The organism is Stenotrophomonas sp. 59, from assembly GCF_030291095.1.
Lineage (GTDB): Bacteria > Pseudomonadota > Gammaproteobacteria > Xanthomonadales > Xanthomonadaceae > Stenotrophomonas > Stenotrophomonas maltophilia_Q.
Genome location: NZ_CP127408.1, coordinates 2,128,836 through 2,153,620, shown reverse-complemented (window position 1 = coordinate 2,153,620; position 24,785 = coordinate 2,128,836). Strand labels below are relative to the sequence as shown.

At 67.3% G+C, this 24,785-nt stretch carries 19 protein-coding genes and 1 pseudogene; all 20 read left to right on the top strand.

Annotated features, from left to right (window positions below):
* Positions 1-2 precede the first annotated feature (2 nt).
* The 20 genes and pseudogenes from QP552_RS10025 to QP552_RS09930 all read left to right on the top strand — a co-directional run bounded on the left by QP552_RS10025 (position 3) and on the right by QP552_RS09930 (position 24,732).
* Complete coding sequence (locus QP552_RS10025) at positions 3-1,832, top strand: chemotaxis protein CheA (RefSeq protein ID WP_286075797.1); 1,830 nt, start codon at positions 3-5, stop codon at positions 1,830-1,832.
* A 101-nt stretch (positions 1,833-1,933) separates the two neighbouring features.
* The gene (locus QP552_RS10020) at positions 1,934-2,674 is read left to right on the top strand and encodes a flagellar motor protein (RefSeq protein WP_286075796.1); all 741 of its coding nucleotides are present in this window, start codon (positions 1,934-1,936) and stop codon (positions 2,672-2,674) included.
* Between the two features lies 1 nt (position 2,675).
* Positions 2,676-3,521 (top strand): annotated as a pseudogene (gene motD, locus QP552_RS10015) (flagellar motor protein MotD); the annotation flags it as partial.
* A gap of 172 nt (positions 3,522-3,693) precedes the next feature.
* Positions 3,694-4,476, top strand: coding sequence for a ParA family protein (locus QP552_RS10010; RefSeq protein ID WP_126930403.1), 783 nt, complete (start codon positions 3,694-3,696; stop codon positions 4,474-4,476).
* Positions 4,473-5,747 carry a chemotaxis protein CheW gene (locus QP552_RS10005; RefSeq protein WP_286075792.1) on the top strand — a complete coding sequence of 425 codons (1,275 nt, stop codon included), beginning with the start codon at positions 4,473-4,475 and terminating at the stop codon, positions 5,745-5,747. The genes QP552_RS10010 and QP552_RS10005 overlap by 4 nt, the downstream gene beginning before the upstream one ends.
* Before the next feature lie 275 nt (positions 5,748-6,022).
* Positions 6,023-6,331 carry an STAS domain-containing protein gene (locus tag QP552_RS10000; protein WP_005409522.1) on the top strand — a complete coding sequence of 103 codons (309 nt, stop codon included), beginning with the start codon at positions 6,023-6,025 and terminating at the stop codon, positions 6,329-6,331.
* On the top strand, positions 6,328-6,693 hold the full coding sequence (locus QP552_RS09995; RefSeq protein WP_005409521.1) for a response regulator: 366 nt from the start codon (positions 6,328-6,330) through the stop codon (positions 6,691-6,693). The genes QP552_RS10000 and QP552_RS09995 overlap by 4 nt, the downstream gene beginning before the upstream one ends.
* A gap of 45 nt (positions 6,694-6,738) precedes the next feature.
* Positions 6,739-8,730, top strand: a complete 1,992-nt coding sequence (locus QP552_RS09990; protein WP_286075791.1) for a chemotaxis protein CheA — start codon at positions 6,739-6,741, stop codon at positions 8,728-8,730.
* 384 nt (positions 8,731-9,114) lie between these two features.
* Complete coding sequence (locus tag QP552_RS09985; RefSeq protein WP_111111592.1) at positions 9,115-11,364, top strand: methyl-accepting chemotaxis protein; 2,250 nt, start codon at positions 9,115-9,117, stop codon at positions 11,362-11,364.
* Between the two features lie 248 nt (positions 11,365-11,612).
* Positions 11,613-12,386: a flagellar brake protein gene (locus tag QP552_RS09980; protein ID WP_111111593.1), complete on the top strand. Its 774-nt coding sequence runs from the start codon at positions 11,613-11,615 to the stop codon at positions 12,384-12,386.
* Between the two features lie 231 nt (positions 12,387-12,617).
* Positions 12,618-13,109, top strand: coding sequence for a chemotaxis protein CheW (locus QP552_RS09975; protein ID WP_099552079.1), 492 nt, complete (start codon positions 12,618-12,620; stop codon positions 13,107-13,109).
* Between the two features lie 136 nt (positions 13,110-13,245).
* Positions 13,246-13,629 (top strand): hypothetical protein, encoded by a 384-nt coding sequence (locus QP552_RS09970; RefSeq protein WP_005409515.1) that lies wholly within the window; start codon positions 13,246-13,248, stop codon positions 13,627-13,629.
* 101 nt (positions 13,630-13,730) lie between these two features.
* The gene (locus QP552_RS09965; RefSeq protein ID WP_106551409.1) at positions 13,731-16,109 is read left to right on the top strand and encodes a methyl-accepting chemotaxis protein; all 2,379 of its coding nucleotides are present in this window, start codon (positions 13,731-13,733) and stop codon (positions 16,107-16,109) included.
* Positions 16,110-16,926: 817 nt separating this feature from the next.
* Positions 16,927-19,197 (top strand): methyl-accepting chemotaxis protein, encoded by a 2,271-nt coding sequence (locus QP552_RS09960; RefSeq protein ID WP_286075790.1) that lies wholly within the window; start codon positions 16,927-16,929, stop codon positions 19,195-19,197.
* Positions 19,198-19,234: 37 nt separating this feature from the next.
* Positions 19,235-20,104, top strand: a complete 870-nt coding sequence (locus tag QP552_RS09955; protein WP_111111795.1) for a CheR family methyltransferase — start codon at positions 19,235-19,237, stop codon at positions 20,102-20,104.
* Positions 20,101-20,697 (top strand): chemoreceptor glutamine deamidase CheD, encoded by a 597-nt coding sequence (gene cheD / locus QP552_RS09950; RefSeq protein ID WP_014037083.1) that lies wholly within the window; start codon positions 20,101-20,103, stop codon positions 20,695-20,697. The genes QP552_RS09955 and cheD overlap by 4 nt, the downstream gene beginning before the upstream one ends.
* The gene (locus tag QP552_RS09945) at positions 20,694-21,767 is read left to right on the top strand and encodes a chemotaxis response regulator protein-glutamate methylesterase (protein ID WP_106550796.1); all 1,074 of its coding nucleotides are present in this window, start codon (positions 20,694-20,696) and stop codon (positions 21,765-21,767) included. Before cheD ends, QP552_RS09945 begins: the two co-directional genes overlap by 4 nt.
* Before the next feature lie 93 nt (positions 21,768-21,860).
* Positions 21,861-21,986: a hypothetical protein gene (locus QP552_RS09940; protein ID WP_258393972.1), complete on the top strand. Its 126-nt coding sequence runs from the start codon at positions 21,861-21,863 to the stop codon at positions 21,984-21,986.
* Between the two features lie 89 nt (positions 21,987-22,075).
* Entirely contained in the window at positions 22,076-23,020 is a 945-nt protein-coding gene (locus QP552_RS09935) for a hypothetical protein (protein WP_286075789.1), read from the top strand.
* A gap of 119 nt (positions 23,021-23,139) precedes the next feature.
* The gene (locus QP552_RS09930) at positions 23,140-24,732 is read left to right on the top strand and encodes a hypothetical protein (RefSeq protein WP_146260302.1); all 1,593 of its coding nucleotides are present in this window, start codon (positions 23,140-23,142) and stop codon (positions 24,730-24,732) included.
* Positions 24,733-24,785: the final 53 nt, after the last annotated feature.

Sequence of the window (24,785 nt, the reverse complement as noted above, 5' to 3'; positions counted from 1 at the left end):
GCATGAGCGCGGTATCCGACGACATCACTGCCGATTTCATCATCGAGGCCCAGGAAATCCTGGATCGCCTGGGCGAACAGCTGGTGTCGCTGGAGCAGGCACCGCAGGACACCGAGCAACTCAACGCGGTGTTCCGCGGCTACCACACGCTCAAGGGCGGCGCCGGCTTCCTTGGCGTCACCGCCATGGTCGAGCTGTGCCACGCCGCTGAAGAAGCACTTGGCATCGCGCGTGCCGGGCAGGCGGTACTGCAGGCCCACCACTTCGACGCCGCCCAGCAATCGCTGGACTACCTGCAGTCGATGCTGGACGCCGTGTCCTCCGGTACCGAGCCGGGCTATGCGCCGCCGGACCTGATCGCGCAGTTCGACATGAACGGTGGCACTGCCGCACCGGTCGCTGCGGCCGCGCCTGCGGCAGGCGGCAGCGATCTGATCACCGACGACGAATTCGAGGCCCTGCTCGACCAGCTGCACGGCGGCAACGCGCCGACCGCAGTCGCGCCGGCGAAGAAGGCCGACGACGGCCTGATCAGCGAAGACGAGTTCGAAGCCCTGCTGGACCAGCTGCACGGTGGCGCTGCGCCAGGCACCAAGCCTGCTGCCGCCGTCGCGGCGGCACCCGCCGCAGCACCGCGCCCGGCCCCCGTCCCGGCACCCGCAGCCAAGCCTGCAGCCAAGCCGATGGCCGAGGCCGAGCACACCGTGCGCGTGGACACCAAACGCCTGGATGCGATCGTCAACCTGATCGGCGAACTGGTGCTGTCACGCAACCGCCTGAAGACCCTGCGTGCACGCCTGCGCGACGAGGAGCTGGACCGCGCCGTATCGACGCTGGACATCGCCACTGCCCGCCTGCAGTCGGCGGTGATGCGTACCCGCATGCAGCCGGTGGGCAAGGTGTTCTCGCGCTTCCCCAAGGTCGCCCGCGACGTCGCCCGCTCGCTGAAGAAGGAAGTGGACCTCGAGCTGGTCGGCGCCGAGACCGAGCTCGACCGCAACCTGGTCGAAGCGCTGGCCGACCCGCTGGTGCATCTGGTCCGCAACGCCATCGACCACGGCGTGGAAATGCCCGACCTGCGTGAAGCGCAGGGCAAGCCGCGGATGGGCCATGTGCGCCTGTCCGCCCAGCAGGAAGGTGACTACGTCAGCATCGAGGTGCAGGACGATGGCGCCGGCATCGACCCGGAAAAGCTGCGTGCCAAGGCGCGCGAAAAGGGCCTGATCGATCCGGAAGCCGCTGCCCGCCTGAGCAGCGAGGAATGCCTGCACCTGGTGTTCCTGCCCGGCTTCTCGACCAAGCAGCAGGTCACCGATATTTCCGGCCGCGGCGTCGGCATGGACGTGGTGCAGTCGCGCATCCGCGAACTGAGCGGCCAGATCCAGATCCAGTCGGAACTGGGGCGTGGCAGCCGCTTCCTGATCCGCGTGCCGCTCACCCTGGCGATCCTGCCGACCCTGCTGGTGCAGGCCGGCGAGGACGTCTACGCGCTACCGCTGGCGCGTGTGATGGAAGTGCTGCACGCACCGCGCACGTCGCTGGGCTGGTTCGATGGCCGCGCCGTGCTCGACCGCCGCTCGCACACCCTGCCGCTGGTCGACCTGCGCCAGTGGCTGGATGTGACGCCCGCCGCGTCGACCCTGCTGACCATCGTGGTGCTGCAGGCCGGTGAAGCGCGCTTCGGACTGGTCGTGGACCAGGTGCGCGGGCGCGAGGAAGTGGTCATCAAGCCACTGCCGAAAGCCCTGCGCGGCCTGCGCGGTTATGCCGGTGCAACCTTGATCGGCGATGGTCGCATGGCACTGATCCTGGACGTGGACGGCATCCGCTGAACCCCGCCGGGCATGACCCGGCGACCCGAAAACTGTGACTACCGTCTGTACGCGTTCTCCCGGTGTCTCAAGTCCCATTCATACAAGCCGATACCGGAACCATGGATAGACTCAGCCTCATTGGACTCTTTCTCGCCCTGGCCTCGCTGGTCGGTGGCAGCATCCTCAAGGGCGCCGGCCTGGCATCGCTGTGGTCGCCTGCGGCGTTCGTGATCGTCATCGTCGGCACCGTTGCCGCGATCCTGCTGCACACTTCGCCGGCAGTGTTCAAGCATGCGTTCAAGATCGTGCGCTGGGTCGTGCGCCCGCCGCACAGCGATCGCCGCGAACTGATCCAGCAGATCGTCGAGTGGAGCAACATCGCCCGTCGCCAGGGCCTGCTGGGCCTGGAATCGCAGGTGGAAGCGCAGCAGGACCCGTTCCTGCGCAAGGGCCTGCAGCTGCTGGTGGACGGCATCGAGCCCGAATCGATGCGGCACATGCTGGAAATCGAACTGGGCAGCCAGGAACACCAGGACCAGGCCGGTGCCAAGGTATTCGAGGCGATGGGCATCTACGCGCCCACGCTGGGCATCATCGGCGCCGTGCTCGGCCTGATCGCGGTGATGAAGAACCTGGCCGACCCGAGCAAGCTGGGCCACGGCATCGCTGCCGCGTTCACCGCCACCATCTATGGCATCGCCTCGGCCAACCTGCTGTTCCTGCCGATCGCCGCCAAGCTCAAGAGTGTGATCTCGCACAACACGCGCGACCGCGAAATGGTCATCGAAGGCCTGATATCGATCGCCCAGGGCGAGAACCCGCGCAACATCGAAACCAACCTCTCCGGCTTCCTGCACTGACATGGCCCGCCGCAAGCACCACGAAGAGCACGCCAACCATGAAGCATGGGCGATCCCCTATGCCGACCTGATGACGCTGCTGCTCGCCTTCTTCGTGGTCATGTACGCGATCTCCTCGGTCAACGAGGGCAAGTACCGGATCATGGCCGACGCACTCACCGATGCCTTTGGTGGTGCGCCGCGCACGATCAACCCGGTGCAGGTCGGCAACAAGCAGGTGCAGGGCGGCGGCTGGGACAGCCCGTCGGTGATCAAGTCCGGCACCAAGGTCGGCCCCTCCGCGCCGGCGCCGTCGCACGACCCGACCCTGCTGCCGTCGATGGCGTCGCAGATGCGCATGCCGGTTTCGGTGCACAACCAGGAACAGATCGCCCGTGCCGAGCGCCAGCTCAACAGCATCGCCGACCGCCTCACCGCCGCGCTGGCGCCGCTGATCGACCGCGGCATGATCAGCGTGCGCCGCACCGAGCTGTGGATCGAAGTGGAGATCAACAGCGACATCCTGTTCCCCACTGGCTCGGCCGCGCTGGACGTGCATGCACGGCAGACGCTGGCCAGCCTGGCTGAGGTGCTGCGTGACGTTCCCAACAGCGTGCGCGTGGAAGGCCATACCGACAACGTGCCGATCGCCACCGCCACCTTCCCCTCCAACTGGGAGCTGTCGGCCGGACGCGCGGCCAGCGTCGTGCACCTGTTCGCCGACCAGGGCGTGCAGCCGTCGCGGCTGGCGATGGTCGGCTATGGCCAGTTCCGCCCGCGCGAAGAGAACGACAGTGCGCAGGGCCGCAACCGCAACCGCCGGGTGATGGTCATCATCCTGGCCGATACCTCGCATTCGGTGGATCCGCTCGGCCAGCGCCTGAACGCGGCCACCGGCGCCACCGACACCACTACCGAACAAGCCGCCGCAACTCCGGCCAGCGCCCCCACCTCCCCCATCGCACCGGTGAAGTTGCCGCCGGTGCCGGCTGGCAGCCGTGTCGGCGCCGCCGTTCCCCCGGCAATGAAGGAGTAAACCGATGCGCATCTGGGCAGTCGCCAACCAGAAGGGCGGAGTCGGCAAGACCACCACCACCCTCGCCCTCGGCCGTGGCCTGGCCGCGCTTGGCCATCGCGTGCTGCTGATCGACCTCGATCCGCATGCCTCGCTCAGCCGCGCCTTCGGCGTGCCGGTGGATCCGCCGCCGGCCGGCGTACTGGAACTGTTCGGCGCCCCGCCGGCAGATCTTTCCAGCCTGTGCCATGCCAGCAACATCCACGGCCTGGACTATGTCTGCGCGCAGTCGGCGCTGGCCACGCTGGAACGCCGCAGCGCCAACCAGCCCGGCCTCGGCCTGGCCCTGCAGAACGCGCTGGCACGCCACCAGGGCCAGCACGACTACATCCTGCTGGACTGTGCCCCCACCCTTGGCCTGTTGATGATCAACGCGCTGGCCGCTGCCGACCGCCTGATCATTCCCACCCAGGCCGAGCCGCTGGCCCTGCATGGCCTGGACGGCATGGTCCGCACCGGCGAGATGGTCGAGCGCTCGCGCCGCCGCCCCCTGCCGATCTCGATCCTGCCGACCCTGTTCGACCGCCGCACCCGCGCCGGCAACGAATCGCTGCGCACCATGCAGGATCGTCATGGCACCCGGGTGTGGGAAGACGCGATTCCGATCGACACCCGCATCAGCAATGCCGCAGGCCTGACCCTGCCCAGTGTCGGCGAGGACTACCCAGGCCGTGGCCTGGCTGCCTACCGCCGTGCACTGAACTGGATCCTCGGCGAGGATGCCCGCGCCCTGGAGCAGGCCGCATGAACAGCACAGGCGTATTGGACGACTACCTGGACGAACTGCTGGGCGAAGCGATTGTGGCGACGCCGCCTGCCACGCCGTCACCCGACAACGCCGGCCCCTGCCCGACGAGCGCGGTAGCGCCCGAGCGTGAGCCGACCTGGGACGACCTGCCCGCCGAAGTCATCTACGAGACGGACGCCGTCGTCGCGCAGCCCGCTGCAGACGACGCAGCCCTGGAGGCCGCCTTCGACGCCGCCTCCACGCCCGCGACCGTGACCGTGACCGACACGGAACGCGAGCCCACCTGGGACGACCTGCCGGCCGAAGTGATCCATGAAACCGGAACCGTCGCCGCAGCCGAGGACACGGCCGCGCTGGAGGCCGCTTTCGAGGCCGCCACCAGCAGTAGCGCCGGGCCGCGCCCGGCGAGCGAAGCGGCCGCCGAACGCGAGCCGACATGGGACGACCTGCCCGATGAGGTCGCTCATGAGACCGCGCCCGCCCTCGCTCCGGTCACAACCAAGGCCGGCCCAGAGCCCACCTGGGACGACCTGCCCGACGAAGTGATCTACGAGACCGACGCGGCCGACAGCCATCACCTCGCCCACACTGACAGCCCGGGGCTGCAGGCAGCATTCGAAGCCGCCGCCGGTGGCGAGGATGTCCCCACGCCGCCGCCGGCCGTGGTCGCGCGCCCTGCACCGCGCCCTGCACCCGTACCTGCCCCGGCTGCACGCGCTGCAGCCGCGCCGCCCCCGCGCGTTGCCGTGGATGCCCCGGCCACCAGCCGTCCCGGCACTTGGCAGGAGCTGCAGGCACAGGCACACCAGCCCGCCAGCAGCCCACACCCGCAGAACCGCCGCGCCGGCGAGCGCACCTCGCGCTGGCTGCGCCTGCGCTGCGGGACCCAGGCGTATGCGCTCGAACTGCTGAAAGTGCAGGAAGTGGTGTTGCCGGTGCCGCTGCTGCCGTTGCGCGGCACCGCACCGGCGATGCTCGGGATCATGAACCTGCGTGGCCAGGTGGTGCCGGTAATGGACCTCGGCCTGCACCTCGGTGCCGCGGCGGCGGAAGACGACGCCCAGACCCGCATCGTGGTGCTGGAAGAGGATGGCGAGACCATCGGCCTGCGTGTGTCGGCAGTGGAAGATGTCGCCAACCTCACCGATTCGCAGATCGAACCCCCGGATACCGCCCGCATCTGCCAGATCTCCAATGATCTGTTCCGCGGCGTCGCCCGGGTCAGCCAGCGCCCGATGATCCTGCTGGACGCCACACGTCTGTTGAGTTGAACGAAAAAAGGGGACGGAGGGGATTAAGTCGCAAATGCCCGCGCCGCTCCGAGGCTGCCTGTAGCAACGGCGTCCCCGACAGGAAACGCGTCGGCGCAAAGCGCCGACCCGGCTGACGGCGGGCAGATCGCAGGGGCGTTCGCGACTTGATTCCCTCCACCCCCTTTTCACGTCCCCTTTTCAGCAGCGCCCGCATCGACGCACCGCGTCGATTCTTCTAAAGAACCCTGCCGGGGTGCCGTTATGGATCACGGAACCGTTTGTCCGGAGCAACGATGAGCACTGTCGAACTGGGTGAGGATCTCGGCATCGAGAGCAGCACCGAGCTCAAGAACCGCCTCGCCCCGCTGGTGGCGCAGGCAGGCGAGCTGACCCTGGATGCAAGCCAGGTCGCCCGCATCCACACGGCCGCCGTGCAGGTGCTGTGTGCCTTCGTGCAGGCCCGCCGCGAGGCAGGCCTGGGCACCGGCTTCCACGGTTGCACCGCAACCTTCCGTGACGCCGCGCGCCTGCTGGGCGTCACCCAGGCCCTGGGCCTGGACGTAACCCATGACAACCTGAAATCTGTGGAGAACGCTGCATGAGCGCACGTATCTTGGTGGTGGACGATTCGGCGTCGATGCGCCAGATGGTTTCCTTCGCCCTCACCTCGGCCGGTTTTGCCGTCGAAGAAGCCGAAGACGGCGCGGTCGCGCTCGGTCGCGCCAAGGGCCAACGCTTCAACGCGGTGGTCACCGACGTCAACATGCCGAACATGGACGGCATCGCGCTGATCCGCGAACTGCGCCAGCTGCCGGACTACAAGTTCACCCCGCTGCTGATGCTGACCACTGAATCGGCCGCCGACAAGAAGTCCGAAGGCAAGGCCGCCGGCGCCACCGGCTGGCTGGTCAAGCCGTTCAATCCGGAACAGCTGGTCGCCACCGTGCAGAAAGTGCTGGGCTGATCGCCCCGCACCGCTCCCCCTCTTCGCTTCCGGACCACCACTGCCATGAGCATGGACCTGCAACGCTTCCACGCCACCTTCTTCGAGGAGAGCCGCGAAGGCCTCGACGCGATGGAGGCTGGCCTGCTGGCCCTGGAATCGGGGCAGCAGGACGCGGAGATCATCAATTCGGTGTTCCGCGCCGCCCACTCCATCAAGGGCGGCGCCGGCACCTTCGGCTTCGATGCCATCGCCGGCCTGACCCACGTGCTGGAAACGCTGCTCGATGAGCTGCGTGCCGGCAAGCGGGCCCTGGAAGGCCACGCTGTCGATGCCATGTTGTCCTCGGTGGACGTGCTGCGCGCGCTGCTGCGCGAGGCCGAGCACGGCCAGGCTGCCGACCCCGCCGCTGTCGCTGCGGTGAAGGCACGCCTGGAAGCCGTTCTCTCCGGCCAGGCCGCACCGAGCGCGCCGGCCGCTGCCGCCGCCAAGGTGGACGATACGCCGGAAGCCTGGCAGATCGGCTTCACCCCGGCACCGTCGCTGTTCATGAGCGGCAACGACCCGTTGCGCATCATCCGCGAACTGGAACACCTCGGTTCGCTGCAGGTGGCCGCGCGCATGGAACGCCTGCCCGGCTTTGCCCAGCTCGACCCGCTCGAGGCCCACCTGGCGTGGGACCTGGGCCTGGTCGGCAAGGTGCCGCGCAGCAAGATCGAAGACACCTTCGCCTGGGTACTGGACGACTGCGAGCTGGACATCCGTCCGGCAGCGCCGCCGAGCCTGGCCACCCAGGCACCCGTTGCAGCAGCCCCTTCCACGCCCGCTGCCGCCGCACCTGCAGCGCCTGCTGCGCCCGCCGCCGGCGGCGCTGCCAGCCAGGAAGCCGAGACCTCGATCCGCGTCAGCGTCGACAAGGTCGATGCGCTGATCAACCTGGTCGGCGAACTGGTCATCACCCAGGCCATGCTCAAGCAGGTCTCCCACGCGCTGGACCCGGTCCACGCCGAGAGCCTGTTCGCCGGGCTTGACCAGCTGGAACGCAACACCCGCGACCTGCAGGAAGCAGTGATCGGCGTGCGCATGCTGCCGGTCGATGCGGTGTTCCGCCGCTTCCCGCGCCTGGTCCGCGACCTGTCCAGCCGCCTCGGCAAGCAGGTGCGCCTGCGCACCGTCGGCGAAGGCACCGAGCTGGACAAGGGCCTGATCGAGAAGATCGCCGATCCGCTGGTGCACCTGGTGCGCAACTCGATCGACCACGGCCTGGAAATGCCCGATGTGCGCCGCGGCGCGGGCAAGGACGAGACCGGCACGATCACCCTGGCCGCTTCGCATCAAGGCGGTCATATCGTCATTGAAGTGAGCGACGACGGCCGCGGCCTGGATCGCGCCAAGATCCTGGCCAAGGCCACCGAACGCGGCCTGGCCGTGCCGGACAACCCGACCGATTCGCAGGTCTGGGACCTGATCTTCCAGCCCGGCTTCTCCACCGCCGATGCGGTCACCGACCTGTCCGGGCGTGGCGTCGGCATGGACGTGGTCCGCCGCAACATCCAGGCGCTGGGTGGCGAGGTGCAGATCGAAAGCAGCCTCGGCGCCGGTACCCGCACACTGATCCGCCTGCCGCTGACCCTGGCCATCCTCGATGGCATGACCGTGGCCGTGGCCGGCGAAACCCTGATCCTGCCACTGGCCTATGTGCTTGAGGCGTTGCAGCCGCAGGCCGAGGACATCCGCAGCATGGCCGGCGAAGGCCGCGTGCTGCGCGTGCGTGGCGAGTACCTGCCCATCCTCTCGCTGAGCGAGTACTACGGCTACGGCAACCGTGCACCGGGCAGCGAATCGCTGGTGGTCGTGGTCGAAGGCGATGGCCAGAAGATCGCACTGGAAGTGGACGAGCTGGTCGGCCAGCAGCAGGTGGTGGTGAAGAACATCGAGAACAACTACCGCCGCATCGGTGGGGTGTCCGGTGCCACCATCCTTGGTGACGGCCGCGTGGCACTGATCGTCGACATCGGTGGGCTGGTGCGTTCGCTGCGGATGCCGCAGGCCGCCTGATCCATCCTGCATGCGTTCATGAAACCGCCGCCCTCCGGGGTGGCGGTTTTTGTTTGCGCGCGTTCTGCCATGGGGGTCAGATCCCCTTCCGCAGGAAAGGGATCTGACCCCGACAAACGGCGCCGCCCATTCCGTGAACTTCGTCGCCACGATAGTTTCGCGGGCAACCACGCCACCCAAGCGAAAGCCCTGCCACCACGCCACTTTCGCGCCTTCATCCCTACGCATCCGAATGTGATCTGCGTCCATAAAGTCCGCGCAGGTCGCGCCGTTATTCCGCAATGACGGCAGTCACCGAACCCCCACCGGGCACCACCGTTCGCTCTGCAACCACCCCCAGCCGACGCAACAGCGCCGGCGCCCTGCCCACCTGGAGCACCCTGCATGAAGTGGTTCCAAGATCTGCCCATCGCCCGCAAGCTGGCCGTGGGGTTCACCCTCACCACGCTGATGACCCTGATCCTCGGCGCGTTCGCGCTGTTGCGCCTGAGCGAAGCCAACAAGCAGCTCGGCGAGATGGCTGGCAACGACATTCCGTCGGTGCAGCATCTGGGCGAGGCGCGCTCGCAGCTGGGCGAGTTCCGCACCTATGAACTGGCCCTGCTGAGCATGCTCGACCAGCCGGACAAGGTGACCGATTACAACAAGCGCATGGACGACACGGCCAAGGCCGTGCATGACGAGCTGGCCGCGTACTCGGCACTGCCGGCGCTGGCCAAGGAACGTGAACTGTATCGCGCGGCGAACGTGCAGCTGGAACGCTACTTTGCCGCCAACAAGGCGATGCGCGCTGCCGTGGCCGCTGGTGACGGCGCCCTCGCACAGCAGATCTCCGACGAGCAGTCGCGCCCGGCGCGCCGCGACCTGTTCGCCGCGATGAAGACCCTCGGCACCCACATCGCCGGCCTGATGGACGGCAAGATCGCCGATGCCAATGCCACCCACCGCACCAGCATGATCGCCATCATCGGCTGCATCGTGCTACTTTCGCTGGTGGCCGCGGCACTGGCCACGGTCATCTCGCGCGCAGTGACCGGCCCCCTGGGCAAGGCAGTTCATGCCATCCAGGCGGTTGCCCGTGGCGACCTCAGCGTCAGCACCCAGGCCACCAGCAAGGACGAAGCCGGCAAGATGCTGGCCGCCACCGCCGACATGACCGCGATGCTGCGCCGCTTCAGCGAGCAGACCCAGCTGATGGCACAGATGCATGCCGGCCCGGACATCAGCCACCGCATTCCGGAAGACTTCCCGGGCGTCTACGGCCAGCTGGCCGGCGGCATCAACACCGTGATCTTCGAACACCTCGACGCAATCCGCGATGCCATCGACGTGCTCAACCAGTACGCCATCGGCAATCTCACCCCGGATGCACGCCGCCTGCCCGGCAGCCGCGCGATCCTGCACGAGTCGATGGATGCAGCCAAGGCCAGCCTGCTGGCAATCAATACGCAGATCCAGCAGCTGGCTGCAGCAGCGGCAGCAGGTGACTTCAGCCAACGCGGCGACGCCCAGCGTTTCCAGCACGACTTCAAGCTGATGATCGAGCACCTCAACACCATGATGCAGGTGGCTGACGGCAACCTCGGCCAGCTCTCGCAGCTGCTGCAGTCCATTGCTGCCGGCGACCTGACCGCGCGCATGGACGGCCAGTTCAATGGCGTGTTCGCGCGCATGCGTGACGACGCCAACACCACGGTCGCGCAGCTGACCCAGATCGTCGGCCAGATCCAGGCCAGTGCCTCCAGCATCACCCTTGCCGCCGGCGAGATCGCCTCCGGCAACAGCGACCTGTCGCGCCGTACCGAGCAGCAGGCCGCGAACCTGGAAGAGACCGCTGCTTCGATGGAGGAACTGACCTCCACCGTGCGCCAGAACGCCGAGCACGCACGCCAGGCCAACCAGCTCGCCATCGGCGCGCATGGTGTCGCCTCGCAGGGCGGCAGTGTGGTCGGTCAGGTGGTCACCACCATGTCGGCCATCGAAGCCTCGTCGAAGAAGATTGCCGAGATCATCTCGGTCATCGACGGCATCGCCTTCCAGACCAACATCCTGGCGCTGAATGCCGCGGTGGAAGCCGCGCGTGCCGGTGAACAGGGCCGTGGCTTTGCCGTAGTCGCCAGCGAAGTGCGCACCCTCGCCCAGCGGTCGGCCGCCGCCGCCAAGGAGATCAAGGGCCTGATCGATGATTCGGTCGGCAAGGTCGCCGAAGGCTCCAGCCTGGTCCATCAGGCCGGCAGCACCATGGGCGAGATCGTCGCCTCGGTGCAGCGCGTGACCGACATCATGGCCGAGATCTCCGCTGCCTCGCAGGAACAGAGTGCCGGCATCGAGCAGGTCAACCAGACCGTGGTGCAGATGGACGAAACCACCCAGCAGAACGCTGCACTGGTGGAAGAAGCCACTGCTGCCGCACGTGCGATGGAAGACCAGGCCGTGCAGCTGGGCGAAGCCGTAGCGCGCTTCCGGCTGGCATCGCAGGGCGTCGCCGCTGCACCGGCACGGCTGGCAAATGCGCCGCAGCCACGCCAGGTCGCGGCTGCCCTGCCCGCCACCAAGGCAGCACCGGCACGACCGTTGCGCGCATCGGCCGCCCAGCCGGCGCTGGCTGCCGAGGGTGATTGGCAGGAGTTCTGAGGACACCGGGGTCGGATCCCTCTTCCGTGGAGGAGGGATCCGACCCCACGCAGAAGGCATCCACGCATGGCGTGGATCTACCGATGCCGAGAGCCACGGAGCCGGATCCCTTTCCCACGGGAAAGGGCTCTGACCCCTTACGCATGGAAAGTGATGCAAATCTCACTTCATAATCCAATGCAGAGGCCGATATCCCCATCGAGCCTCGCGCCAACGCGTGCTGGCGCCCGCCCCTGATCACAGATTCCATGTCCGACGGCCACGACACTGAACTGCACGATGTCCACGCGGCCGACGCCGCGGACGAACGCTTCCTGGTCCGCAACCCCCGCCAGCTGCGGCAGCTGCTGCGCTCGCTGATCGACCAGCGATCACTGATCAATGCGCATATCGACGGCCGGGATCGTTCGTTCCCGACCGCCCTGCTTGATCTGGACGAGGACGAAGACTACCTGCTGCTCGACGGCAGCCCGCAGGAAGCATCGAACCGTGCCGCCGAGCAGGCCGACCATCTGCTCTGCTTCGCCCAGCTTGAACGTGTCCTCGTGCGGTTCCGCCTGCACGCGCTGCAGCGCGTGGACAACGATGGCCACGTCGCCTTCCGCGCCCCGTTGCCGGACGAACTGGTGCACCTGCAACGCCGCGAGCTGTACCGGCTCGAGACCCCGGTCACCGACTCGCCACAGCTGCTGCTGCCGCCCGGCGAAGCCCGCGCCGAAGCGCTGTCGATGCGGGTGGTGGACATCAGCGGTGGTGGCCTGGCCGTAGTGGTACCCAACGACTGCGCCGTGTTCGGCCTGCAGAAGCGCTACCCGGCGCAGCTGTCGCTGCCCGATGGCCCGGACCTGGACATCGAGCTGGTGGTCTGCAACCTGCTGCCACAGCGACAGCCCAACGGCATCGAGGTCAAGCGCGTAGGCATGCGCTTTGACAGCCTGCCGCGCGGTGGCGACAGCGCCATCCAGCGCTACATCTTCCGCATCGACCGCCAGCGCAAGGCCCGCCGCAACGGCGAGCTGTAGGGCGCGTTCAATGGGTCATGCCGGCCGCTGGCCGGCAACCCGCACATTGCCGTTGCCGGCCAACGGCCGGCACTACCGATCTTCGGCGGATCCACGCCATATGCGGATGCCCGCCCCGCCCCGGTAGATCCACGCCATGCGTGGATGCCTCCCCCCGGCACCTAAAGTCCCCCCACGCAGGGCCGATATCGAGCCTGACACCGGGACTTCCGGCAGAACCAGGACCCCTCGATGAACGACAAGACCAGCTCCGCCGCCAGCGCCGGTGGCGAATTCCTCAGCTTCACCCTCGGCGCCGAGCATTACGGCGTGGACATCCTCAAGGTGCAGGAAATCCGTGGCTACGATGCGGTCACCCGCGTGCCGGATGCCCCGGACTACATCAAGGGCGTGATCAACCTGCGCGGTACCATCGTGCCGGTCATCGACCTGCGCCTGAAGCTGCGCCTGGACAATGCCCGCTACGACGCCTTCACCGTGATGATCGTGCTCAACGTCGAAGACCGCGTGGTCGGCATCGTGGTCGACAGCGTGTCGGACGTGATCCCGCTGTCGGCCGAGCAGATCCGCCCGACCCCGGAGTTCGGCGCTGCGGTCGATACCCGCTTCATCTCCGGCATCGGCACCCACGACGACCGCATGCTGATCCTGCTGGACATCGAGACCCTGCTCGACAGCGCCGACATGGGCCAGACCACCCTCGCCGAAGACGCTGCCGCCTGACCCAGCGGACCTGCTTCACGTTCTGGTCACAAAACCCTTCAGTTCCCCCCGGCAGTGCCGATAGGGGGACAGAAGCCGGTCGCGCAGGAGCGCGCGGAACCGGAACGACCATCACCATCCCCGGAGATACACCTCGATGAAGTCCCTGCTTGCGTTCGTCTCGGCCGCTGTCCTGGCCACCACCGCTTCCTCCGCGTTCGCCCAGGCGGCCGACATGATCCCGCCGGAACTGGCCCCGCGTTCGGTCGGCAAGGACGGCATGGTCTGTGGCAAGGTCGAAAAGGCCCGCTACGCAGAAGGTTCCGAAGGCCAGCCGACCTTCCTGTACATGGGCGGTGCCTTCCCGCGCCACACCTTCTCGGCCCGCATCGCCGGCGAGAACCGCGGCAAGTTCTCCTTCCCGCTGGAAACCCTGGAAGGCAAGACCGTGTGCGTGATCGGCAAGATCCAGCGCGACGCCTCGCGCGCGGAAATCGAAGTCAGCTCGCCGGCGGGCCTGAAGCTGGCCAACATCAAGTAATCCGCTGTCCGTCGAACCACGCCGGAGCTCGTGCCGGCGTGGTTTCTGCTGCAACCGGGCCCGATGCCCGGACGCGTCTGCCTTAGGAGATCGCAACGCCCATGCCGTGGATCAACAACCTGAAACTGATGCCGAAGCTGCTGTTGACCTTCGGTGTCCTCCTGCTGGTGATGCTGCTGCAGGGCATCGTCGCCTATCGCGGACTGCATTCGCTGAACAACGTCACCACCGAGTTGGCCGGTTCGCGCATGGAAAGCATCCGCATGGCCGGCGAGATGCGCGGCATGCTGGGCGAGTACCGCAATGCCGCCTACCAGCAGCTGATCCGCGCCAGCGATGACGTCAAGTCCGACGCGCGCAAGCAGGCCGTCGACCTGCGCACCAGCATGGACACGTCGATCAAGGACTACCCGAAGCTGGTCGACAACGCGCAGCAGAAGAAGCTGTTCGATACCTTCGCCAAGGAATGGAAGGACGCCCTGGCCTCCTATGACAGCGTCACCGAGATGCTGGAACTGGACCTGCCGGACGATGCCATCGATACCTTCGTGGGCGAGACCCGCACCAAGCACCGCAAGGCTGCTTCGGCGCTGGAAGCGCTGATCGCCGAAGACAACCGCCTCGCCCGCGCCTCGCGCGAAGAGGCCGCGTCCACCTATTCCGCCTCGGCCGTGCTGACCGTGATCGCCCTGCTGGGCGGCGCCGCACTCGGCCTGGTGCTGGTCTGGCTGTTCGCCCGCGCCCTGGTCGGCAGCGTGCGTGGCGCCGTGTCGGTGGCCAATGACGTCGCCGGCGGCAAGCTCGATGGCCATATCGATGTCAGCCGCCAGGACGAAGTGGGCGAGCTGATGCAGGCCATGCAGCGCATGCAGCGTGACCTGCGCGAGCGCATCGAAACCGACCAGGCCGTTGCCCGCGAGAATCTGCGCATCCGCACCGCGCTGGACTACAGCTCCACCGGCGTCTACCTGACCGATACCAGCAACACCATCGTCTACAGCAACCGCGCCCTGCAGCAGACCCTGAGCCAGTACCAGGACGAAGTGCGCCGCGACCTGCCGGACTTCGACGCCCAGGCCTCGCTGATCGGCAAGCCGGTCACCGTGCTGGAACACCGCGGCGAGATGGACCAGACCCTGCTGGGCAACCTGAAGGCGCACGGCGTCGCCCGTCGCCCGATGCAGTACGGCGATGCCCAGTTCGCGCAGGTGGTGTCGACCATCCGCAATGAAGGTGGTGACACCGTCGGCTACGTGGTGGAATGGCGCGACCGCACCCAGGAAGCCCTGGTCGAAGCCGAAGTAGCACGCGTCATCGCCCAGGCGGCTGCCGGCGACCTGTCCGGCCGCATCGACGCCAGCGACAAGGAAGGCTTCTTCCTGCAGCTGGCACAGCAGATCAACGGTCTGCTGGACGCCAATGCCGGCAGCATCGAGCAGATCTCCGGCCTGCTTGCCGCACTGTCGCAGGGTGACCTGACCGTGCGCATGCACGGCGATTACCAGGGCGTGTTCGCCCGCATGCGCGACGACGCCAACGCCACCGCCGCACAGCTGAGCGAGATCGTCACCCGCATCAAGCAGTCCAGCCGCGCGATCAGCTCGGCCGCCGGCGAAATCGCCTCGGGCAACAGCGACCTGTCGCGCCGTACCGAGCAGCAGGCCGCGAACCTGGAAGAGACCGCTGCTTCGATGGAGGAACTGACCTCCACCGTGCGCCAGAACGCTGAACATGCCCGCCAGGCCAACCAGCTCGCCATCGGCGCGCACGGTGTCGCCTCGCAGGGCGGCGACGTCGTCGGCCAGGTGGTTACCACCATGTCGGCCATCGAAGCCTCGTCGAAGAAGATTGCCGAGATCATCTCGGTCATCGACGGCATCGCCTTCCAGACCAACATCCTGGCGCTGAATGCCGCGGTGGAAGCCGCCCGTGCCGGTGAACAGGGCCGTGGCTTTGCCGTGGTCGCCAGCGAAGTGCGCACCCTCGCCCAGCGCTCGGCCGCCGCAGCCAAGGAGATCAAGGGCCTGATCGATGATTCGGTCGGCAAGGTCAACGACGGCTCGGCACTGGTACACAAGGCCGGCGCGACCATGGGCGAGATCGTCGCCTCGGTGCAGCGCGTGACCGACATCATGGCCGAGATCTCTGCGGCTTCGCAGGAGCAGTCGGCCGGCATCGAGCAGGTCAACCAGACCGTGGTGCAGATGGACGAAACCACCCAGCAGAACGCTGCGCTGGTGGAAGAAGCCACCGCTGCGGCCCGTGCGATGGAAGAACAGGCCGGCCACCTCAGCGAAGCCGTGTCGATCTTCGTGGTCGACGAAGCCGAGACCGTGGTTGCCCCGCCGCGCGCCGCTGCCCCGGCCCCGCGTGCTGCTGCACCGGCAGCACCGGCTCCGGCCGCCCCGCCCGCCCGCCGCACCGCGGGTGGTCGCCCGATGGCCACGGAACTGGCCGACGGGGACTGGCAGGAATTCTGATGCCTGCCTGACCTGACGCACGAGAACGCCCTGGCCCTGCGCTGGGGCGTTTTCGTTTACGGGGTATCTGGGGCATCTGATTGTCCAGCCAACGGCGAAGCCCCTCCGGGTGGTCGCGGAAAGCACTTGGCTAGCGAGGGTTGGCCGGGAGGGTGGGTTGCGCAGGGGACGCCGTGAACCCGTCCCTGGGGGCTTGGCCGCGGCATCCATGCCGCGGACACCCCTGCGCAACCCACCCTCCCGGCCACGGACACTTTCCGTGCGCGTCCATCCCGGATTGAAGAATGAAGAGCAAGAGCAACAGCCGCATTGCTTCCGGGGTCAGATCCGTTTTCCACAGGAAAACGGATCTGACCCCTCTTTCCACTTGGAAACCCAACGCTCTTTCCGTCCGACACCGAAGTGCCGAGAGGGCTGGGCCGGGGTGGGCAGGCAGGACCGATGGCGCCATCGAGCCCCCAAGGGTGAGGGCGCTTTGCTTGCGAAGCACTGCTTCGCAAGCGCCCGAACGCACAGCCGCCAGCGGCTGGGCCGGACCCCGGAGGGGGGTTTACGGCGTGTCCTGCCTGCCCACCCCGGCCCAGCCACTTACTGACAATCCAGTGCCGACCAACCGCTGTTGCTGTTGCTGTTGCTGTTGCCGTTGCTTCAAAAGCCTGCCGCAGGCAGCGCCGCAGCCGCCGCTGCAAGAAAACCTGAATACGTTCGGACACGACACCTCAATCCCCCGCCCCAGCGGCCGATAACGGGGTTGTCACCGCTTGTCCCGCCGTGACCGGCTCGGCGCCGCCCGCCCGTTTCGACCTGGTCCTGCTCGATGAATCTCCTGCATCGCTGGCAACACTACTTCAGCAATCTCTCCGTCCGGCGCAAGCTCAACCTGCTGACGCTGCTCATCGCGCTCGGCGTGATCGCGCTCTCGGTGATCGCCGCCCGCATGCAGTACCTGGACCTCACCGAGACCCGCAAGACCGCGCTGAAGACCCAGGTCGAACTCAGCTACGGCATCCTGCAGCACTACCATCGCCTGGCCGGCACCGGCGAGCTCAGCGAGGACGCCGCCAAGGGCGCCGCACTGCAGGCGCTGGAATCGATGCGTGCCGAGAACGATACGTACTACTTCAACATCTACGACACCGGCTACCGCCTGCTGATGCACCCGTTCCGCAAGGACCTGGTCGGCAAGGACATGAAGGACTTCCGTACCGACGACGGCGTGCGCATCTACTACGACCAGGTCGAAGCGGCCAAGGCCGGCGGCGGCTTCGTCAACTATCGCTGGGCCAAGCCCGGCAGCAAGGGCGAAGTCGAGAAGGTCGCCTACGCCGGCCTGTTCGCGCCCTGGAACTGGGTGGTCAGCAGCGGCGTCTACATGGACGACGTGCAGCAGCAGGCGCTGGTGTTCACCGCCATCATGGCAGTCTCCGGTGGCGTGCTGGTGCTGATCGTCCTCGCCCTGAGCTGGGTCATCGGCAACCGCATCGCGCGCCCGCTGAAGCAGGCCACCGCCGTCGCCGAAGGCATCGCCAATGGCAAGCTGGACAGCCACATCGGTCCGCAGGCGCATGACGAACCCGGCCGCCTGCTGGAGGCCATGTCCGGCATGCAGCAGCAGCTGCACGCGGTGATCGGCGGCCAGCGCGAAATGGCCCGCCGTCACGATGCCGGCGAACTGAGCTACCGGATCGACGCCAGTGCCTTCCCCGGCGAGTACGGGTTGATGGTGCAGGAGACCAATACCCTGGTCGGCAGCCACGTGCAGACCCTGCATGACGTGCTGGACGTGGTACAGCAGTACGCGGTCGGCGACCTGAGCCGCGACATCGCCCGCTACCCCGGCGAAAAGGCGGCGATGACCACCACCGTCGACACCGTCAAGGCCAACCTCGGCCGCATCAACGCCGAAATCAAGCAACTGGCCAGTGCCGCCGCTGCCGGCGACTTCAGCCGTCGTGGCGACGCACAGCGCTTCGATCACGATTTCCGCCTGATGCTGGAAAACCTCAACGCGATGATGGCGGTCAGCGATGACAACCTCGGCAAGCTCTCGCAGCTGCTGTCGGCGATTGCCGAAGGTGACCTGACCGCGCGCATGCAGGGTGACTACCAGGGCGTGTTCGCGCGCATGCGTGACGACGCCAACACCACGGTCGCGCAGCTGACCCAGATCGTCGGCCAGATCCAGGCCAGTGCCTCCAGCATCACCCTTGCCGCCGGCGAGATCGCCTCCGGCAACAGCGACCTGTCGCGCCGTACCGAGCAGCAGGCCGCGAACCTGGAAGAGACCGCTGCTTCGATGGAGGAACTGACCTCCACCGTGCGCCAGAACGCCGAGCACGCACGCCAGGCCAACCAGCTCGCCATCGGCGCGCACGGCGTCGCCTCGCAGGGCGGCAGTGTGGTCGGTCAGGTGGTCACCACCATGTCGGCCATTGAAGCCTCGTCGAAGAAGATCGCCGAGATCATCTCGGTCATCGACGGCATCGCCTTCCAGACCAACATCCTGGCGCTGAATGCTGCGGTGGAAGCCGCGCGCGCCGGTGAGCAAGGCCGTGGCTTTGCCGTGGTTGCCAGCGAAGTGCGCACCCTGGCGCAGCGGTCGGCCGCCGCCGCCAAGGAGATCAAGGGCCTGATCGATGATTCGGTCGGCAAGGTCGCCGAAGGCTCCAGCCTGGTGCATCAGGCCGGCAGCACCATGGGCGAGATCGTCGCCTCGGTGCAGCGCGTCACCGACATCATGGCCGAGATCTCTGCCGCGTCGCAGGAACAGAGCGCTGGTATCGAGCAGGTCAACCAGACCGTGGTGCAGATGGACGAAACCACCCAGCAGAACGCCGCGCTGGTGGAGGAAGCCACGGCGGCCGCACGTGCGATGGAAGACCAGGCCGCGCAGCTGGCCGACGCCGTGGCGATCTTCCGCCTCGACAACCAGGTTTCCGCCGCAGTGAAGGCTGTGGCGGAACGCGTGGAACCGGCGCGCGTCACCACCGTGGCCCGTCCGCAGCCGACCCGCACGCCCGCGCCGGTCCGCCGCAGCAGCAACGCCAGTACTTTCGTGGCCAGCGACAGCGACTGGCAGGAATTCTGAGACCCACCCGCGGTGGCTTCGGCCACCGCCCTCGCCGATGGACACGTCCCCCGTGCAAAGTCCTACTCCCATCGTCACCGGCCCGCGCGAATTCGAGTTCGCCGACCGTGATTTCCGCCGCGTCTGCGACCTGATCTACCAGCGCGTGGGCATCGCCCTGGCGCCGGCAAAGCGCGACATGGTGTATGGCCGCCTCTCACGCCGCCTGCGCACGCTGGGCATGCGCAGCTTCCAGCAGTACCTGGACCATCTGGAGCAGGAAGACGGCGACGAGTGGCAGGCGTTCACCAACGCCCTGACCACCAACCTGACCTCGTTCTTCCGCGAGCCGCACCACTTCGACAAGCTGCGCGAAGAGCTGCAGCAGCGCTCCGGCCGCACGCCGCTGCTGCTGTGGTCGTGCGCGGCGTCCACCGGCGAAGAACCCTATTCGATGGCGATCACCGCCTGCGAGGCCTTCGGTACGCTGAAGCCGCCGGTGCGCATCGTCGCTACCGACGTCGATACCCAGGTACTGGCCACCGCCGGCCGTGGCGTCTACAACATCGATCGCGTCGCCAACCTCGACCCCGACCTGCGCCGCCGCTACTTCCAGCGTGGCAGCGGTCCCAACGAGGGCCAGTGCCGCGTGCTGCCGGCGCTGCGTGAGCTGATCGAGTTCCGTCCGCTGAACCTGCTCGCCCCGCGCTACGACGTCGGCGGTCCGTTCGACGCACTGTTCTGCCGCAACGTGATGATCTACTTCGACAAGCCGACCCAGCGCGCCATCCTCGGCCGCCTGGTACAGCACCTTGCAGACGATGGCCTGCTCTACACCGGACACTCGGAGAACTACCTGCACGCCGCCGACCTGATCCAGCCCTGCGGGCGCACCCTGTACCGCCGCGCGGCAAAGGCCGGCGCATGAACGCCTCACTGCGTACCGACGATGTGATGCGCTACCAGGATGCGCGCTTCCAGACCATTGCCGCCAAGCTGCTCCCCACCCAGTACCTGGTGGTCGATGACACCACCGCGCTGACCACCACCCTGGGTTCGTGCGTGGCCGCCTGCCTGCGCGACCCGGTGCTGAAGATCGGTGGCATGAACCACTTCCTGCTGCCGGAAGGCAACGCCGGCGACGGTGCGCCCGCGCGCTACGGCAGCTATGCGATGGAACTGCTGATCAACGACATGCTCAAGCGCGGCGCGCACCGCAAGCGCATCGAGGCAAAGGTGTTCGGCGGCGCCAACGTACTGAAGGGCTTCACCAGCAATCCGGTCGGCACCCGCAACGCCGAGTTCGTGCGCCAGTACCTGCAGGCCGAGCATATTCCGATCATCGCCGAGGACCTGTGCGGCATCCATCCGCGCAAGATCTGGTTCTTCGCCGATACCGGCCGCGTGGTGGTGCAGCGCCTGCCGCATGCCCACGAAGCCGAAGTGGCCGCTACCGAATCGGCGGTGCGTGCGCGCCTGTCCAAGGCTCCGGTCACCGGTGGCGTGGAGCTGTTCGAATGACCCTGACCGGCAACGCCCCCTGCCGGGTCCTGATCGTCGACGACTCCGCCGTCGTGCGCCAGATGCTCACCGAGATCCTGTCCAGCGACCCGACCATCGACGTGGTCGGCACCGCAGCGGACCCGTTGCTGGCGCGCGAGAAGATCAAGCGCCTGGCCCCGGACGTGATCACGCTGGACGTGGAAATGCCACGCATGGACGGCCTGGCCTTCCTGGAAAACCTGATGCGGCTGCACCCGCTGCCAGTGGTGATGATCTCGTCGCTGACCGAACGCGGCGCCGACACCACGCTGCAGGCGCTGGCATTGGGCGCGGTGGACTTCGTCTCCAAGCCCAAGCTGGACGTCGCGCGCGGCCTGCAGGGCTACGCCGATGAGATCATCGCCAAGGTCAAGATGGCGGCGCGCTCACGGGTGCGCCCGCTGGTGCGTGCGGCCGCTCCGAAACTCCTGCTGGAAGCAGCTCCTGCAATGCGCCCGGCTGCACCGCAGTTCCGCACCACCGACCGCCTGATCGCGATTGGTTCTTCGGCCGGCGGCACCGAAGCGCTGCGCGTGGTGCTGGAAGGCATGCCTGCCGATGCTCCCGCCGTGGTGATGACCCAGCACCTGCCCGCCAGCTTCAGCAGCGCCTTCGCCGAGCGACTGGATCGGCACTCGGCGATGGCCGTGCGCGAGGCCAGCGATGGCGAAGCGGTACTGCCCGGCCATGCCTACCTGCCCCCAGGCGGCAAGCACCTGCGCATCATCCGCGACGGTGCGCGCTGGCGCTGCCGCGTCGACGATGGCCCGGCGGTGAACCGTCACAAGCCCGCGGTCGACGTGCTGTTCCGTTCGGTCGCGCAGAGCGCGGGCGGCAACGCCATCGGCGCCATCCTCACCGGCATGGGTGACGACGGCGCGCGCGGCCTGCTGGAAATGCGGCAGGCCGGCGCACCGACGCTGGTCCAGGACGAAGCCACCAGCGTGGTCTGGGGCATGCCCGGCGCCGCGTTCAAGCTCGGCGCGGCCGAGGAACAGGTACCGCTGGAACGCATCGCCGAACGCCTGCTCGCCCTCGCCCGCGGCTGATCGCCCGCAGCATCGCACCGTCTCATTCACTCTTTCAGATGCCGGCCCCGGAAGGGCCGGCGCGGCTGTCATGTTTTTCCAAGGAGTTTGACCATGGCCCTGCGTCTCTTCCGTTACCCACCGTCGCTGCTGGCGGCCGCCACCGATGCTCCGGTCGACATCGCCGCTGCGATCGCCCATTGCAATGCGTTCCCGATCAAGGAATTCGCGCCGCGCTGAGGAACCGCCCCCTACCTTCGGTCCTCGCCGGGCATCAACCGCCAGAGCGCGCACAGAGCCTCATTCTCGTTTTCCCAAGGAGTACTACCGTGGCATTACGCCCAACCTGCCTCACCGCCGCGATCGCGGCCATCCTGCTGCTGGCCCCGTCGGCCTACGCCAACGACGAAGCACCCACACCCACGCCTGTCGTGGCTTCCGCAGTCACCAGCGGGTCAACGCTCGATCCAGCAAAGGATGCGGCGACCGCGCCAGAAGTGGCGCACGCGCCCCCCGCAGCCGATCCGGCCATCGAGACTGTCACAGCCGCCGTGGCGTCCCCTCTCGACTACAGCAGCCTGCAGCGCATCAGGATCACCTCAGGGCTGGGTGCCGGCCCCAACGGCAATCGCGTGGGCGATCAGGTGCTGCGCCTGGTGATGCGCGCCGACACCGCTGCCGTCACCGCGGCCAAGGTCGGCCTGTCTGCTCTGGCGTTCGTCACCGGCGTGGGTGACATCGGCACCAGCAACAGCTTCAGCAAGAACAACGTCCGTGGCGAAGACATCCACTCTGTGCCCAGCCCGGCCTTCGGCGCATTGCCCGGCATGATCCGCGAGCAGCTGGCACTCTATTTCGCGGCCCATCCCGGCGCCATTCCCAGCGACGAGCGCACCGTGGAAGCCAGCGCCGGTCAGTGGTCGCTGGTGTACCAGAAGCTCAGCGACGCAGAGACCCCCTACGAGCTGCGCCACGATGTAACCATCGGCTTCCCGGTGGTGCGCAAGCTGTTCCGCACCGCCAGTGGCGGCCAGGGCGTGCGCTGCCAGGACGAAGCACGGGTTGCCCCGCTGCAGGAATGGCAGGCAGACGACTATGCGAAGGCCAAGGCCGCCTCGCGTGACTTCGCAGAGGCCTGCATCGCGCGTTTCGTGGCTGAGCTGCCCCGCCTGTTCCCCGACCATGGCGTGTTGCCACAGCCTGCGGTGGAAGCCGAGCTCCCGGCAGAAGCGCCGGCCGCAACCGAGGAAGCGGCCGCCGTTACCCAGGCCTGACGCCCCGGTAGTGCCGGCCGCTGGCGCACAACGTGGCCTGGGGAATGCCCGCTGCCGCCTTTCAGCAGGGGGCCCGCCCAAGGCCGCCTGTGCTATTCCACTTTTCAAGGAGTTTCATCATGGCATTACGCCTGATTTCACCACGCAGCATGCTTGCCGCGGCCTGTCTGTTGCCCACGCTCGCCAGCGGTGCAGGTCGAACCGATGGCGCTCCATCGACACCCACGGCGCCCCTCGCGCGCTGGAGCGAACACGTGGCGATCAGCGCCGGCGCCGGCCAGCAGATCCATGACCACCACCCCGATGTGGTACTGCGCATCGTCACCCCGGAAGATGGCGAGCGCATCACTGGCGCGGCGAAGACCGGGCAGTTCGTGCGCCAGGTCTTCGGTGCCAGCTCCACAACGCGCTTTGACCCCAGGTATCTGCGCGGAACGAGTGTACGTGCAGTACCCAGCCCTGCCATGGAGCTCATGCCCGGTTTGCTCAATGACTGGTTGGAGCGGTACTTCACCGTGTTCCCGAGCGCTATCCCCCAGGGTCGAACGCTGTTGAGGGTGGAGGCAAATCAGTGGGCGCTGGTCTACCAGAGGCCCAAGGCGGGGCAACAGCTCTATCAGCTCAATCACTTTACCCGCCTGCGCCTGCAACAACCCGACGGCAGCACGGTGGATGCAGCGTATTGCAATGATCCCGGGCGCGACGCCACGCTCGAGCAATGGCAGGCCAATGACTACGCGCGCCTTCGCGCCAGCGCCAGGGAACTGGCCGCCTCCTGTGTGCAGCGCCTTACCAGCAAGCTGCCACAGTTCTTCCCGGAGCCGCTGCCAACAGCCGGCAGCGGTGACGGTACGGCGCGCGTGCGGGTCTTCAACTCGGCAACGGAACGGGTCACCATGCTCAGCGATGCCTACTGCCTGGCCGACGGCAGCCGGCGCTTCGATGATCCGCGCTGGCCGGCCTCCAGAGACGTCGCCGCGCAGGACAGCGAGGCGGGTAACGTCAGCCTCGGCATCGCCGAAACGGAAACCATGCGCAGCCTGAAGTCGCCGAAGTATCGCGAATATGCCGTGCAGGCAGGGCAACCGTTGATCTTCGACGCGGACGTCCGCTACCGGGGCGCGTTCTGCAGCGGCACGCTGGCTGTACAGATCATTCCGGTCACTGGTGTGGACTACGAAGTGAAGTTTGATACCGTGGGTCAGGTCTGCAGACTGAACGTCCATAGTGTCGATCGCGAAGGTGTCCGCCTCGCCGTGCCGGCCAGGCGCGCGCCAGAGACGTGCACGCGTCCAGACGTGGACTACACGACGCTCACAGCGAAGACGCCACGCGAACCACTGGACGCCATGGGCGTGTTTCTGTTCACCGACAGTGGGTTGCAGGTACAGCCCGCGGACCGGGACAGCGCACCGCTGCAGCTGGCCGACGCTCCTGCCGGCGCTGCGCGACTGGAGATGCTGCTGCAACAGATGCTGGCAGAGCCGGGAACCCGCGCCTGCGTGATCGTGCCTGAACACGATCATGCCAGCCCATTGAACACGCTGCTGCGCGACTACGTGCTGGAACACGGTTCGGCATTGCCTGGTTTGTGGGAGACCGCCGCGACGGTCAATCAGGCGCGCCGGGCGGTCCCGGCAGCGCCGATCGATCTGCAGGCCGCCGTGCAGCACTGCCAAACGCTGGGCCGCTTGAACTTCCGAGTGCAGTGACGCATCTTCTGCCGATGCCGGAACACGAGGTGCGGTAGCGCCGGGCCATGCCC